The 12,929-nt window shown below is 70.6% G+C and carries 10 protein-coding genes, 1 pseudogene and 1 riboswitch; of the genes and pseudogenes, 10 read left to right on the top strand and 1 reads right to left on the bottom strand.

The genetic code is table 11. The features are described from left to right. The first annotated feature begins 134 nt into the window (after positions 1 to 134). The 4 genes from ACFPLC_RS24020 to ACFPLC_RS24035 are packed head-to-tail and all read left to right on the top strand — an operon-like array spanning position 135 to position 4,321. On the top strand, positions 135 to 1,499 hold the full coding sequence (locus tag ACFPLC_RS24020; RefSeq protein WP_378207683.1) for a glutamine synthetase family protein: 1,365 nt from the start codon (positions 135 to 137) through the stop codon (positions 1,497 to 1,499). Next, a complete protein-coding gene (locus ACFPLC_RS24025) occupies positions 1,480 to 2,190 on the top strand; it encodes a gamma-glutamyl-gamma-aminobutyrate hydrolase family protein (protein ID WP_378207686.1) in 711 nt (236 codons plus the stop codon). The genes ACFPLC_RS24020 and ACFPLC_RS24025 overlap by 20 nt, the downstream gene beginning before the upstream one ends. Then, the gene (locus tag ACFPLC_RS24030; RefSeq protein WP_378207689.1) at positions 2,187 to 3,554 is read left to right on the top strand and encodes an aldehyde dehydrogenase family protein; all 1,368 of its coding nucleotides are present in this window, start codon (positions 2,187 to 2,189) and stop codon (positions 3,552 to 3,554) included. Before ACFPLC_RS24025 ends, ACFPLC_RS24030 begins: the two co-directional genes overlap by 4 nt. Next, entirely contained in the window at positions 3,554 to 4,321 is a 768-nt protein-coding gene (locus ACFPLC_RS24035; protein ID WP_013223704.1) for a 3-oxoacyl-ACP reductase, read from the top strand. The genes ACFPLC_RS24030 and ACFPLC_RS24035 overlap by 1 nt, the downstream gene beginning before the upstream one ends. Here the strand turns inward: ACFPLC_RS24035 and ACFPLC_RS24040 are convergent. Beyond that, a complete protein-coding gene (locus tag ACFPLC_RS24040) occupies positions 4,318 to 4,509 on the bottom strand; it encodes a hypothetical protein (RefSeq protein WP_191313729.1) in 192 nt (63 codons plus the stop codon). The genes ACFPLC_RS24035 and ACFPLC_RS24040 overlap by 4 nt on opposite strands. Before the next feature lie 72 nt (positions 4,510 to 4,581). Between ACFPLC_RS24040 and ACFPLC_RS24045 the strand changes: the two genes are divergently transcribed. The 6 genes and pseudogenes from ACFPLC_RS24045 to lipA all read left to right on the top strand — a co-directional run bounded on the left by ACFPLC_RS24045 (position 4,582) and on the right by lipA (position 12,921). Continuing rightward, a complete protein-coding gene (locus ACFPLC_RS24045; protein WP_378235926.1) occupies positions 4,582 to 5,874 on the top strand; it encodes a helix-turn-helix domain-containing protein in 1,293 nt (430 codons plus the stop codon). 161 nt (positions 5,875 to 6,035) lie between these two features. Then, positions 6,036 to 6,129: riboswitch (glycine riboswitch) on the top strand. A gap of 140 nt (positions 6,130 to 6,269) precedes the next feature. Next, the gene (gcvP, locus tag ACFPLC_RS24050) at positions 6,270 to 9,101 is read left to right on the top strand and encodes an aminomethyl-transferring glycine dehydrogenase (RefSeq protein ID WP_378207707.1); all 2,832 of its coding nucleotides are present in this window, start codon (positions 6,270 to 6,272) and stop codon (positions 9,099 to 9,101) included. Between the two features lie 65 nt (positions 9,102 to 9,166). Continuing rightward, positions 9,167 to 10,258, top strand: a complete 1,092-nt coding sequence (gcvT, locus tag ACFPLC_RS24055) for a glycine cleavage system aminomethyltransferase GcvT (RefSeq protein WP_378207696.1) — start codon at positions 9,167 to 9,169, stop codon at positions 10,256 to 10,258. A 14-nt stretch (positions 10,259 to 10,272) separates the two neighbouring features. Then, on the top strand, positions 10,273 to 10,650 hold the full coding sequence (gcvH, locus tag ACFPLC_RS24060; protein WP_378207699.1) for a glycine cleavage system protein GcvH: 378 nt from the start codon (positions 10,273 to 10,275) through the stop codon (positions 10,648 to 10,650). Then, a pseudogene (gene glyA / locus ACFPLC_RS24065) lies at positions 10,650 to 11,923 on the top strand (serine hydroxymethyltransferase). The gene gcvH and the pseudogene glyA overlap by 1 nt, the downstream one beginning before the upstream one ends. Next, complete coding sequence (gene lipA, locus ACFPLC_RS24070; RefSeq protein WP_378235927.1) at positions 11,920 to 12,921, top strand: lipoyl synthase; 1,002 nt, start codon at positions 11,920 to 11,922, stop codon at positions 12,919 to 12,921. Before glyA ends, lipA begins: the two are co-directional and overlap by 4 nt. The last annotated feature ends 8 nt before the right edge of the window (positions 12,922 to 12,929 follow it).

The following is a 12,929-nucleotide window of genomic DNA, read 5'->3' on the forward strand; positions in this document are numbered from 1 at the left end:
ACTGCACCGCTGCCGTCGAGCGGACGCCCGCCGCTGCAATGGGTCAAAAAGATACCTTTGTTCCGGTTGACCCTGCGCGGCTCGCCGGGTAGGAAGAACCGGCAAAGGATTCATACCAAACCTTTGGGGCGACGATGGCACGCAGGCGAGGCATGCTCACGCTCGACGAACTCCGCGCGCGCGTGGACGCGGGCACGATCGACACCGTGCTCGTCGCGATCACCGACATGCAGGGTAGGTTGCAGGGCAAGCGCTGCTCGGCGGAGTACTTCCTGGACGAAGTCGTCGGCCACGCCACCGAGGCCTGCAACTATCTCCTCGCCGTCGACGTCGACATGAACACGGTCGGCGGCTACGCCCTCTCCTCGTGGGACAGCGGCTACGGCGACTTCGTGCTGCGCCCCGACCTCGAGACGCTGCGCGAGATCCCCTGGCACGAGGGCACCGCGCTCGTCCTCGCCGACGTCGAACGCGTGCAGGGCGGCCCGGTCTCGGTGTCGCCGCGGCAGATCCTGCGCCGCCAGCTCGACCGGCTCGCCGAGCGCGGGCTGACCGCGTTCGTCGGCACCGAGCTCGAATTCATCGTCTTCGACGACACCTTCGAGACCGCCTGGGACAAGCGCTACCACGGCCTCAAGCCCGCCAACCAGTACAACGTCGACTACTCGATGCTCGGCACCGCGCGGCTGGAACCGCTGCTGCGCCGCATCCGCAACGACATGGCCGGCGCCGGGCTCTACCCCGAGTCCGCCAAGGGCGAGTGCAACCCCGGCCAGCAGGAGATCGCCTTCCGCTACACCGACGCGCTCGCCACCTGCGACAACCACAGCGTTTACAAGAACGGCGCCAAGGAGATCGCCGCGCAGGAGGGCAAGAGCCTCACCTTCATGGCGAAGTACAACGAGCGCGAGGGCAACTCCTGCCACATCCACATCAGCCTGCGCTCCACCGAGGGCCGCGCCGTCCTGGCCGGGGACGGCGAGCACGGCTTCTCGAAGCTGATGGAGCAGTTCCTCGCCGGCCAGCTCGCCGGGCTGCACGAGCTGACGTACTTCTTCGCGCCCAACATCAACTCCTACAAGCGGTTCGTGCCCGGCAGCTTCGCCCCGACCGCCATCGCCTGGGGCACCGACAACCGCACCTGCGCGCTGCGCGTGGTCGGGCACGGTGAGTCGCTGCGCGTGGAGAACCGCGTGCCGGGCGGGGACGTCAACCCGTACCTCGCCGTCGCCGCGCTCATCGCCGCCGGGCTGCACGGCATCGAGAACGAGCTGGAGCTGGAAGAGCCGTTCACCGGCAACGCCTACCACTCCGACCGCGGAACCGTGCCGACCACGCTGCCCGAGGCCGCCGCGGCCCTGGCGGAGAGCGACCTGGCGCGGGCGGCCTTCGGCGACGACGTCGTCGACCACTACCTCAACGCGGCGAAGATCGAGATCGACGCCTACAACGCCGCCGTCACCGACTGGGAGCTGATCCGTGGCTTCGAACGGCTCTGAGCCCGTCATCGGGCTGACCTCCTACCTGGAACCCGCGAAGTTCCTGGTCTGGGACACCGAAGCCGTGCTGCTGCACCGCGTCTACGTCGACTGCGTCGTCGCGGCGGGCGGTATCCCGGTGCTGCTGCCCCCGGTCTCCGACGCGTACGAGAAGCTAGTGTCCACTGTGGACGGGCTCGTGCTCACCGGCGGCGCCGACGTCGAACCCGGGCGCTACGGCGCCGAGCCGCACCCGGCCACCTACGTCCGGCCGGAACGCGACGCCTTCGAGTTCGGCTTGTTCGCCGCCGCGCGCCGAGCGGGTAAGCCGGTGCTCGGCGTGTGCCGCGGCCTGCAGGTGATGAGCGTCGCCCTCGGCGGCACGCTCACCCAGCACCTGCCGGAAACCAAGGGAACGACCGACCATCAGCCCGCCCCCGCGACGTTCGGCCGGGGGACCGTGACGTTGGCCGAGGGCAGCCGGGCGGCGGCGATCCTCGGGCCCGAGACCAAGACCCTCTGCTACCACCACCAGGCGATCGACCGGCTCGGCGCCGGGCTGGAGCCGGTCGGGTGGGCCGCCGACGGCACGATCGAGGCCGCTGAACTACCTGGTGAGTTCACCCTCGGCGTCCAGTGGCACCCCGAGCAGGACAGCGACGACGTCCGGCTGTTCCAAGCTCTCGTCGAAGCGAGCAAGGAGACCCGATGACCACGAGTTTCGACGTCCTGAACCCGGCCACCGAGGAGGTGGTGCGGACCGTCCCCCTGACCAGCGCCGAAGAGACGGACGCGGCGATCGCCCGCGCCCACGCGGCCTTCCCGGCCTGGCGTGACGTCACCCCGGGCGACCGCGCGCGGCTGCTGCGCCGCTTCGCCGACGCCGTCGAGGCCGACATCGAGCACCTCGCCCGGCTGGAGGTCGAGAACTCCGGGCACACCATCGGCAACGCCCGCTGGGAGGCGGGCAACGTCCGGGACGTCCTCAACTACTACTCCGCCGCCCCGGAACGCCTGATCGGCAAGCAGATCCCGGTGCCCGGCGGCATCAACGTCACCTTCCAGGAGCCCCTGGGCGTGGTCGGCGTGATCGTGCCGTGGAACTTCCCGATGCCGATCGCCGGCTGGGGCTTCGCGCCCGCGCTCGCCGCGGGGAACACCGTCGTCCTCAAACCCGCCGAGCTGACCCCGCTGACCGCCATCAGGCTGGCCGAGCTGGCGCGCGAAGCGGGCATCCCGGAGGACGTCTTCCAGGTGCTGCCCGGCAAGGGGTCCGTCGTCGGGCAGCGGTTCGTCGACCACGGGGGAGTGCGCAAGGTCGTCTTCACCGGCTCCACCGAGGTCGGCAAGCAGATCATGGCGGGCTGCGCGGCGCAGGTGAAGCGCGTGACGCTGGAGCTGGGCGGCAAGAACGCGAACATCGTCTTCGCCGACTCCGACCTGGAAAAAGCCGCCGCGACCGCGCCCTACGGCGTCTTCGACAACGCCGGCCAGGACTGCTGCGCGCGGTCGCTGATCCTGGTGCAGGCGAGCGTGTACGACCGGTTCATGGAGCTGCTGGAACCCGCGGTGCACGGCGTCGTCGTCGGCGACCCGGGCGACGAGAAGACCGAGATGGGCCCGCTGATCTCGGCCGCGCACCGGGCGAAGGTCGCCTCCTACGTGCCGGACGACGCGCCGGTCGCGTTCCGCGGCACTGCGCCCGAGGGCCGCGGCTTCTGGTTCCCGCCGACCGTCGTCACCCCGCCCGACCTGCGGCACCCGGTCGCCGCGGAGGAGGTCTTCGGCCCGGTCGTCGCCGTCGTGCCGTTCGCGGAGGAGGCCGACGCGATCCGGATGGCCAACGCGACCGAGTACGGCCTGTCCGGGTCGATCTGGACCCGCGACGCCGGCCGCGCGTTCCGGGTTGCGCGCGGCGTCGAATCCGGCAACCTCTCGGTGAACTCGCACTCGTCGGTGCGCTACTGGACGCCGTTCGGCGGCTTCAAGCAGTCCGGCCTCGGCCGCGAGCTCGGCCCGGACGCCGCCGCGGCGTTCACCGAAACCAAGAACGTCTTTCTCAGCACGGAGGAGTAATGGTCCAGCGTTTCGAAGGCCGCGTCGCGGTCATCACCGGCGGCGCCAGCGGCATCGGGCTCGCCTCGGCCCGGCGCCTGGCGAGCGAAGGCGCGAAGGTCGTCATCGGGGACCTGACGCCGGACTCGGGCAAGGCCGCGGCCGACGAGATCGGCGGCGCGTTCATCCAGACCGACGTCACCGACGCCGAGCAGGTCGAGAACCTGTTCCACAGCACGGTGGAGCAGTTCGGCTCGGTCGACGTCGCGTTCAACAACGCCGGCATCTCGCCGCCGGAAGACGACTCCATCCTCACCACCGGCATCGAGGCGTGGGAGCGCGTGCAGCGGGTCAACCTGACGTCGGTGTACCACTGCTGCAAGGCCGTCCTGCCGCACATGCAGCGCCAGGGCAAGGGCTCGATCATCAACACGGCGTCGTTCGTGGCGGTGATGGGCGCGGCGACGTCGCAGATCTCCTACACCGCGTCCAAGGGTGGCGTGCTCGCGATGAGCCGCGAGCTCGGCGTGCAGTTCGCGCGGGAGAACATCCGCGTCAACGCCCTGTGCCCGGGACCGGTGAACACCCCGCTGCTCAAGGAGCTGTTCGCCAAGGACCCGGAACGCGCGGCCCGCCGCCTGGTCCACGTCCCGGTCGGCCGGTTCGCCGAGCCGGAGGAGATCGCGGCCGCGGTCGCCTTCCTGGCCAGCGACGACGCCAGCTTCATCACCGCGTCGCAGTTCCTGGTCGACGGCGGCATCTCCGGCGCGTACGTCACCCCGCTCTAACGGCGCGTCTTGACGCCGTAGACGTCCTTGAGGAACTTCCAGGCGGCGTTGAGGCGCTTGCGTTCCTCGGAGATCGCTTTCTCGCGCCGGCGAAGGACGCGGGTGGCGACTTCGGAGGCGAGGAAGGCACCGGCGGCGAAGGTCAGGACGCCGACGATCAGGGTGAGGGCGATGACGGTGGTGGTCATGGTGACCAGCGTCGGAGCGCCGTGGGCGGGTTGTCCCTGCGCAAAGCTAGCGGGTTTCGTTAGCTTTGTGAGGTGACGCACTGGCGCGCCGGCGAGTGGGCGGAAGCGGTCCGGACGGGCATCCGCTCGCGGGGCCTGTCCCTGGACGAGGCCGCGCGGCGCATCGGCGTTCCGACGTCGACGTTGCGCAGCTGGATCGAGCACCGGCACGCGCCGAAGGTGACGGTGTTCGACCACTGGGCGCAGCTCGCCGAGGTCACCGGGCTCGGGGAGGCCGAGCTGCTGCGCGTCGCCGGCGTCCTGCCGGATTCGCTGGCTTCGCCGGTGCACGTCGCCCAGGCGGCGAAGGCGCTGCGGGAGGGCATCGACCGGGCCGGGCAGTTCCTCCGGCAGGCCACCGCGCTCGTCTACTCCTCGCCCGGCACGCAGGTCGCCAACGCGATCGCGGCGTCGCCGATCGACTGGGAGATGCGGATCCGCTCGGCCACCCGCGGCGACGAGGTCCGCGTCACCTACCACCACTACGTCGGGATCGTGCCGCCGCGGGACTTCCCCCACGACGACGCCGAGGTGCGCCGCATCATCGAGCACGACGTCCTCGGCGAGCTCTGGCGGCCGCTCGGGCTGTACTGGCGGGTCGCCGAGGTGCACGACTGGCACGAGCCGCCGCGGCTGGTCATCCAGGTGCCCGAGCAGGAGGCGACGCGGCCGTCGGTGCCGTCGCCGGTCGTCGCCGCGCCGCCGGTGGTCGTGCTGTCGCCGATCTGGGGGTACGGCGAGCTGCTGGCCTCGCTGATCGCCGACGGCCTCGGGTTCGGCAACGTCGACTTCCGCTACTTCGGCCTCCCCGACGCGATGGCCGACCGGGTCCGGATCACCGCGCGCGAGCTGGCCGAACCCGCGCCGCGGCTGGTGCACTCGGTGCCGCCGATCATGCTGCTGCACGGCCTGGCCGTGCCGGACCTGACCGGACGGCTCCCGGTCGTCGTCCGCTACGGCCCGCGGATGCGCGCGCGAGCGGCCCGCATCTACCGGTCGGCGCTGCGTGAGGCGGGGTTCGAGGACCCGCTGGAGGGGGCCCGGGCGATCGAGGAGGCGGTCGCGGTCCCGCCGGGCTGCGCGCACTTCGAGGTGACCCTGGCCGACGAGGACGTCTTCGACGGCGACCGGCCGTCCCTGGACCGGCTCAACGACTCGGTGGCCTGGCACGCCGAGCAGATCGTCGAGCAGGTCCTGCTGGGCGCGGGCCTCCCGCCGGTGCCGCTCGGCGGCCCGCTGAAGCGCCTGGTGCTGCCCTCCGGCCGGGTCCGGCGGCCGCCGGTGCTGGCGGGAAGCGTGGTGCGTCGCGTCGCCGGAACGCAGTGAATGACTCATTCCTGGCGTCCGACGCCAGGAATGAGTCATTCACTGCATGGGGGGCGCGCCGTCGAGCCGCGCTCGAAGACTGATGTGGTGTTGCCCGGGTGAAGTAGACGGCCGCGGGAAGCGGCAGGTACCGTGACCGTCACAACTGCAGATCGGGCCGTCGAGCCGAGGCGGGAGAGCCCTCACGAAGTCGGTGGGGCACCGAAGGAGCAAACTCCCCGGAATCTCTCAGGTACCTGCTACCGCTTCGCGCGAGGCCACTCTGGAAAGCAGGCGCACCCGCGCCTCACCCAAGGTGAAAGCCGCTGCACAGGCGGTGAAACTCTCAGGTGCCATGACAGAGGGGGAGTTCCCAGCGCACCGTTCTGCCCGGTGCCCGGCCCGAGGAGCTCCCCATCACTTCCACGCAGTTCGACGCCCGCCACATCGGCCCGTCCGAGGCCGAACGCGCGAAGATGCTGGCCGAGTGCGGCTACGGCAGCCTGGACGCCCTCGTCGGGGCCGCTGTCCCGAGCGCCATCCGCGCCACCCGTGACCTGCGGCTCCCGCCCGCCGCGTCCGAAGAGGACGCCACCGCGGAGCTGCGCGCCCTCGCCGCGCGCAACCGGCCGATGACGCAGATGATCGGCCTCGGCTACTCCGACACCGTGACCCCCGGCGTGATCCGCCGCAACGTCCTCGAGAACCCGGCCTGGTACACCGCGTACACGCCCTACCAGCCGGAAATCTCCCAGGGCCGTCTCGAAGCCCTCCTCAACTTCCAGACCATGGTCGCCGACCTGACCGGCCTGGCCACCGCGAACGCCTCGCTGCTGGACGAGTCGACCGCCGTCGCCGAAGCCGTTACGCTGATGCGCCGCGCGTCGAAGTCGAAGTCCAACAAGGTCGTCCTCGACGCCGAGTGCCTGCCGCAGACCATCGCCGTCGTGCGCACCCGCGTCGAGGCCCTGGGCATCGAGGTCGAGGTCCGCGACCTGCTCACCGGCCTGCCCGAGGACTTCTTCGGCGTCGTCGTCCAGTACCCGGGCGCGTCCGGCGTGCTGCGCGGCCGCGGCTTCTACCACGCGATTTCCGAGTCGGCGAAGGCCGCGGGGGCGCTGTTCACCGTGGCCGCCGACCTCCTCGCGCTCACCCTGATCACCTCGCCCGGCGAGTTCGGAGCCGACGTCGCCGCCGGCTCGACCCAGCGCTTCGGCGTCCCGCTCGGCTACGGCGGCCCGCACGCCGGGTACATGTCCGTCCGCGCCGGGCTCGAGCGCTCGCTGCCGGGTCGCCTGGTCGGCGTCTCGGTCGACGCCGACGGCAGCGCCGCCTACCGCCTCGCCCTGCAGACCCGTGAGCAGCACATCCGCCGCGAGAAGGCGACGTCCAACATCTGCACCGCGCAGGTCCTCCCGGCGGTGCTGGCCGCGATGTACGCGGTCTACCACGGCCCGGACGGCCTGAAGAAGATCGCCCAGCGCGTCCACGGCCTCGCCGCGGGCTTCGCGGACGCCCTGCGCCGGACCGGCGTCGAGGTCGTGCACGAGTCCTTCTTCGACACGGTCGTCGCGCGCGTCCCGGGTCAGGCCGCCGAGGTCCACGCGGCCGCCCGCGCGGCCGGGATCAACCTCGGTCACGTCGACGGCGACCACGTCCGCGTCGCCTTCGACGAGGTCAGCACCCCCGCGATCACCGCGAAGGTCCTCCGCGCGTTCGGCGTCGAAGAAGAGGTCAGCGATGGTGTCGCGCTGCCGAACGGCCTGGCCCGCGAGAGCGGCTTCATGGGCCACGAGGTCTTCGGCACCCACCGCTCCGAGACGGCGATGCTGCGCTACCTGCGGAAGCTGTCCGACCTGGACTACGCGCTCGACCGCGGCATGATCCCGCTCGGCTCCTGCACGATGAAGCTCAACGCCACCACGGAGATGGAGCCGATCAGCTGGCGCGAGTTCGCGGGCATCCACCCGTTCGCGCCGGCCGAGGACGCCGAGGGCTACCACGTCCTCGTCGCGCAGCTGGCCGAGTGGCTGGCCGAGGTGACCGGCTACGACAAGGTGTCGCTCCAGCCGAACGCGGGCAGCCAGGGCGAACTCGCCGGCCTCCTCGCGATCCGCGCGTACCACCGCGCGAACGGTGACGAAGCTCGTGACGTCTGCCTGATCCCGTCGTCCGCGCACGGCACCAACGCCGCGTCCGCGGTGCTCGCCGGGATGCGCGTGGTCGTCGTCAAGTGCACCGACGAGGGCAACGTCGACCTCGCCGACCTGCGGTCCAAGGTGGACACCCATCGCGACACCCTGGCCGCGATCATGGTCACCTACCCGTCCACGCACGGCGTGTACGAGCACGACATCGACGAGCTGGCCAAGATCGTCCACGACGGCGGTGGCCAGGTCTATGTCGACGGTGCGAACCTCAACGCCCTGCTGGGCCTGGCGAAGCCGGGCGAGTTCGGCGGCGACGTCTCCCACCTGAACCTGCACAAGACGTTCTGCATCCCGCACGGCGGTGGCGGCCCCGGTGTCGGCCCGGTCGCGGTGCGCGCGCACCTGGCGCCCTACCTGCCGAACCACCCGCTGCTCGACGCCGCCGGCCCGGAAACCGGCGTCGGCCCGATCAGCGGCGCGCCCTACGGCTCGGCGTCGATCCTGCCGATCTCCTGGGCCTACGTCCGGATGATGGGCGCGCCCGGCCTGACCGCGGCCACGAAGGTCGCCGTGCTGGCCGCGAACTACGTCGCTTCGCGGCTCGCCCCGCACTACCCGGTGCTCTACACGGGCCAGGACGGCCTGGTCGCCCACGAGTGCATCCTCGACCTGCGCCAGCTCACCAAGGAGACCGGCGTGACGGTCGACGACGTCGCCAAGCGGCTCATCGACTACGGCTTCCACGCGCCGACGATGTCGTTCCCGGTCGCCGGCACGCTGATGGTGGAGCCGACCGAGTCCGAGGACCTGGGCGAGATCGACCGGTTCTGCGACGCGATGATCGCCATCCGCGCCGAGATCGACGAGGTCGCTTCCGGGAAGTGGACTGCCGAGGAATCGCCGCTGCGGGGTGCCCCGCACACCGCGGAGACGCTGGTCGGCGAGTGGGACAAGCGCTACGACCGCGAGCTGGCCGTGTACCCGGCGGGTGTTTCGCGCAAGAACAAGTACTGGCCCCCGGTGCGTCGCATCGACGGCGCCCGCGGCGACCGTAACCTCGTGTGCTCCTGCCCGCCCCTCAGCGAGTACGGCTCGTGAGTGTGAAACAGGGTTAGAACACTGTTTCTCACTCACGACCACCTACGGAAGGCGACCTTTTCCCCATGTCTCGCGAAACCTCGCTGCACGGAGTCCACAAGGGACTCGGTGCGCTGTTCACCGACTTCGCCGGCTGGTCCATGCCGGTCCGCTACGCCAGTGAGCTGGCCGAGCACAAGGCCGTCCGCGAGGCGGCCGGGCTGTTCGACCTCTCGCACATGGCCGAGATCCACGTCACCGGCAAGCAGGCGGCCGACGTCCTGGACTTCGCGCTGGTCGGCAACCTCACCGGCGTCAAGGCGGGCCGGGCGCGGTACACGATGATCTGCAATGCCGAAGGCGGTGTCCTGGACGACCTCGTCGTCTACCGCCTGGCCGACGAGCACTACCTCGTCGTCGCGAACGCGGGCAACGCGCAGGTCGTCGCGGACGCCCTCGCCGAGCGGGTCGCGGGCTTCGACGCGAAAGTCGACGACAAGTCCGAGACCACCGCGCTGATCGCCGTCCAGGGCCCGAAGGCCGTCGAGATCCTGGGCGCGGTCACCGACGCCGACCTGGACGCGCTGAAGTACTACGCCAGCGTCCCGACCTCGGTGAAGGGCCACGACGTGCTGCTGGCCCGCACCGGCTACACCGGCGAAGACGGCTTCGAGCTGTTCGTCGACGCCGACGAGGCACCGGCGCTGTGGCGCCTGCTGCTGGAGGCCGGCGAGCCGCACGGCCTGGTCCCGGCCGGCCTGGCCTGCCGCGACACGCTGCGGCTCGAAGCCGGGATGCCGTTGTACGGCAACGAACTCACGGTCGAGCAGAGCCCCTTCGAGGCGGGACTGGGCCGCGTCGTCAAGTTCGAGAAGCCGGGCGACTTCGTCGGCCGCGCGGCGCTCGAAGAGCGGTCCAAGGCCGACGTCCCGCGCGTGCGGGTCGGGCTCAAGGGCGCCGGTCGCCGCGCCCCGCGCCACGGCTACGCGGTGCTGGCCGACGGCACCGAGATCGGCGAGGTCACCAGCGGCGCGCTGTCGCCCACCCTCGGTTACCCGATCGCCATGGCGTACGTCGATCGGGCGTACGCCGAGCCCGGCACCGAGCTCTCCGTCGACATCCGGGGCAGGATCGAGCCCGTCGAGGTCGTCGCCCTGCCCTTCTACTCCCGCGCGTAAGGACTGAACGAACCGTGAGCATCCCCGAGAACCTGCAGTACACCAAGGAACACGAGTGGCTGAAGGTCGAGGACGGCATCGCCACCGTCGGCATCACCGCCTTCGCCGCCGAGTCGCTCGGTGACATCGTGTTCGTCCAGCTGCCCGACGCGGGCTCGGCGATCACCGCCGGCGAGGTGTTCGGCGAGGTCGAGTCGACCAAGTCGGTCAGCGAGCTGTACGCGCCGGTCTCCGGCGAGGTCGTCGAGGTGAACGGCACCACATCGGACACCCCCGAGGTCATCAACTCCGACCCGTACACCGAAGGATGGCTCCTGAAGGTGCGTCTGACCGGGGACGTGCCGGACCTGCTCGACGCCGCCGCCTACGCCGCGCACACCCAGGAGAACTGATGACGACGTTCGACCAGCACCTGTCCGAAGTCGACCCCGAGGTCGCCGCGGCCGTCGCGGACGAGCTGAACCGCCAGCAGTCGACCCTGGAGATGATCGCCTCCGAGAACTTCGCCCCGGTGGGCGTGCTCGAGGCGCAGGGCTCGGTGCTGACCAACAAGTACGCCGAGGGCTACCCCGGCCGCCGCTACTACGGCGGCTGCGAGCACGTCGACGTCGTCGAGCAGCTCGCGATCGACCGCGCGAAGGCCTCTTCGGCGCCGAGCACGCCAACGTCCAGCCGCACTCGGGCGCGCAGGCCAACGCGGCCGCGATGTTCGCCGTGCTCAAGCCGGGCGACACGATCCTCGGCCTCGACCTGGCCCACGGCGGTCACCTGACGCACGGGATGAAGATCAACTTCTCGGGCAAGCTCTACAACGTCGTCGCCTACCACGTCGACAAGGAAACCGGGATCGTCGACCTCGCCGAGATCGAGCGGCTGGCCGTCGAGCACGAGCCGAAGCTGATCATCGCCGGCTGGTCGGCCTACCCGCGTCAGCTCGACTTCGCCGAGTTCCGCCGGATCGCGGACAAGGTCGGCGCTCGCCTCATGGTCGACATGGCGCACTTCGCCGGGCTGGTCGCGGCCGGGCTGCACCCGTCGCCGGTGCCGCACGCCGACATCGTCACCACGACCACGCACAAGACCCTCGGCGGCCCGCGCGGCGGACTCATCCTGTGCCGCGAGGAGCTGGCCAAGAAGATCAACTCGGCGGTGTTCCCGGGCCAGCAGGGCGGACCGCTCGAACACGTCATCGCGGCCAAGGCCGTCGCGCTGAAGATCGCCGCGAGCGAGGAGTTCAAGGAGCGCCAGCAGCGCACTCTGGAGGGCTCGCGGATCCTGGCCGAGCGGCTGTCCCAGTCGGACTGTGCCGACGCCGGTGTCCGAGTGCTGACCGGCGGCACCGACGTCCACCTGGTGCTCGTCGACCTCGTCCAGTCCACCCTGGACGGCCAGCAGGCCGAGGACCGGCTGCACGAGGTCGGCATCACGGTCAACCGCAACGCCGTCCCGTTCGACCCGCGCCCGCCGATGATCACCTCCGGCCTGCGCATCGGCACGCCCGCCCTGGCCACCCGCGGTTTCGAAGCCGAGGACTTCGCCGAGGTCGCCGACGTCATCGCCGAGGCGCTGAAGCCGGACTTCGACGACGCCGTGCGGGCGAAGCTGCGCGACCGCGTCGAGACCCTCGCGAAGAAGCACCCGCTGTACGCGGACCTTTCCCGATGAGCGCCCAGCCCGAGGGCCGGAAGCTGCTGCGTCTCGAGGTGCGTAACAGTGAGACGCCGATCGAGAAGAAGCCGTCGTGGATCAAGACGCGGGTGCGGATGGGGCCGGAGTTCACCGAGCTCAAGGGTCTGGTGCGTCGCGAGGGTCTGCACACGGTGTGTGAAGAGGCGGGTTGTCCCAACATTTACGAGTGCTGGGAGGACCGGGAGGCGACGTTCCTGATCGGTGGGGATCAGTGCACCCGGCGGTGTGACTTCTGTCAGATCGACACGGGCAAGCCCGCCGCTCTCGACCGCACGGAACCCCGGAAGGTCGCGGAGTCGGTGCAGGCCATGGGCTTGCGGTACTCCACGGTCACCGGTGTCGCCCGGGACGACCTTGAGGACGGCGGCGCCTGGCTGTACGCGGAGACTGTCCGGCAGATCCACGCTCTCAATCCGGGTACCGGCGTCGAGCTGCTGATCCCGGACTTCAACGCCGACCCGGAGCAGTTGGCGGAGGTGTTCGGGTCGCGGCCGGAGGTGCTGGCGCACAACGTGGAGACGGTGCCGCGGATTTTCAAGCGGATCCGGCCTGGTTTCCGGTATGCGCGGTCGCTGGAGGTCATCACGAAGGCTCGTGAGGCTGGTTTGGTGACGAAGTCGAACCTGATCCTCGGCATGGGTGAGACGCCCGACGAGGTGGCTCCGGCGATGCAGGACCTGGTCGACGCCGGGTGCGAGATCCTGACGATCACGCAGTATCTGCGTCCGTCGCCGCGGCATCACCCGGTGGACCGGTGGGTGAAGCCGGAGGAGTTCGTCGAGCACTCGAAGGCGGCCGAGGCGATGGGTTTCGCCGGGGTGATGGCCGGGCCGCTGGTGCGCTCGTCGTACCGCGCGGGACGGCTCTACGCGCAGACCAAGCGTTACCGTGGAGAAGAGCTGCCGGAGAACCTGGCCCACCTCGCCGACCAGGGCCCGGCTTCGCAAGAGGCCAGCTCGCTGCTGGCCCGATAGGAAGGGGC

Origin of the sequence: Amycolatopsis plumensis, assembly GCF_042652605.1 — a bacterium.
GTDB lineage: Bacteria > Actinomycetota > Actinomycetes > Mycobacteriales > Pseudonocardiaceae > Amycolatopsis > Amycolatopsis plumensis.

What these genes read in the sequence shown, in the direction of transcription:
- gcvT (WP_378207696.1), top strand. Translation starts at nt 9,167, where the DNA reads ATGTCTCGCGAAACCTCGCTGCACGGAGTCCACAAGGGACTCGGTGCG.
- lipA (WP_378235927.1), top strand. Translation starts at nt 11,920, where the DNA reads ATGAGCGCCCAGCCCGAGGGCCGGAAGCTGCTGCGTCTCGAGGTGCGT.
- ACFPLC_RS24035 (WP_013223704.1), top strand. Translation starts at nt 3,554, where the DNA reads ATGGTCCAGCGTTTCGAAGGCCGCGTCGCGGTCATCACCGGCGGCGCC.
- ACFPLC_RS24040 (WP_191313729.1), bottom strand. Translation starts at nt 4,509, where the DNA reads ATGACCACCACCGTCATCGCCCTCACCCTGATCGTCGGCGTCCTGACC.
- ACFPLC_RS24020 (WP_378207683.1), top strand. Translation starts at nt 135, where the DNA reads ATGGCACGCAGGCGAGGCATGCTCACGCTCGACGAACTCCGCGCGCGC.
- ACFPLC_RS24030 (WP_378207689.1), top strand. Translation starts at nt 2,187, where the DNA reads ATGACCACGAGTTTCGACGTCCTGAACCCGGCCACCGAGGAGGTGGTG.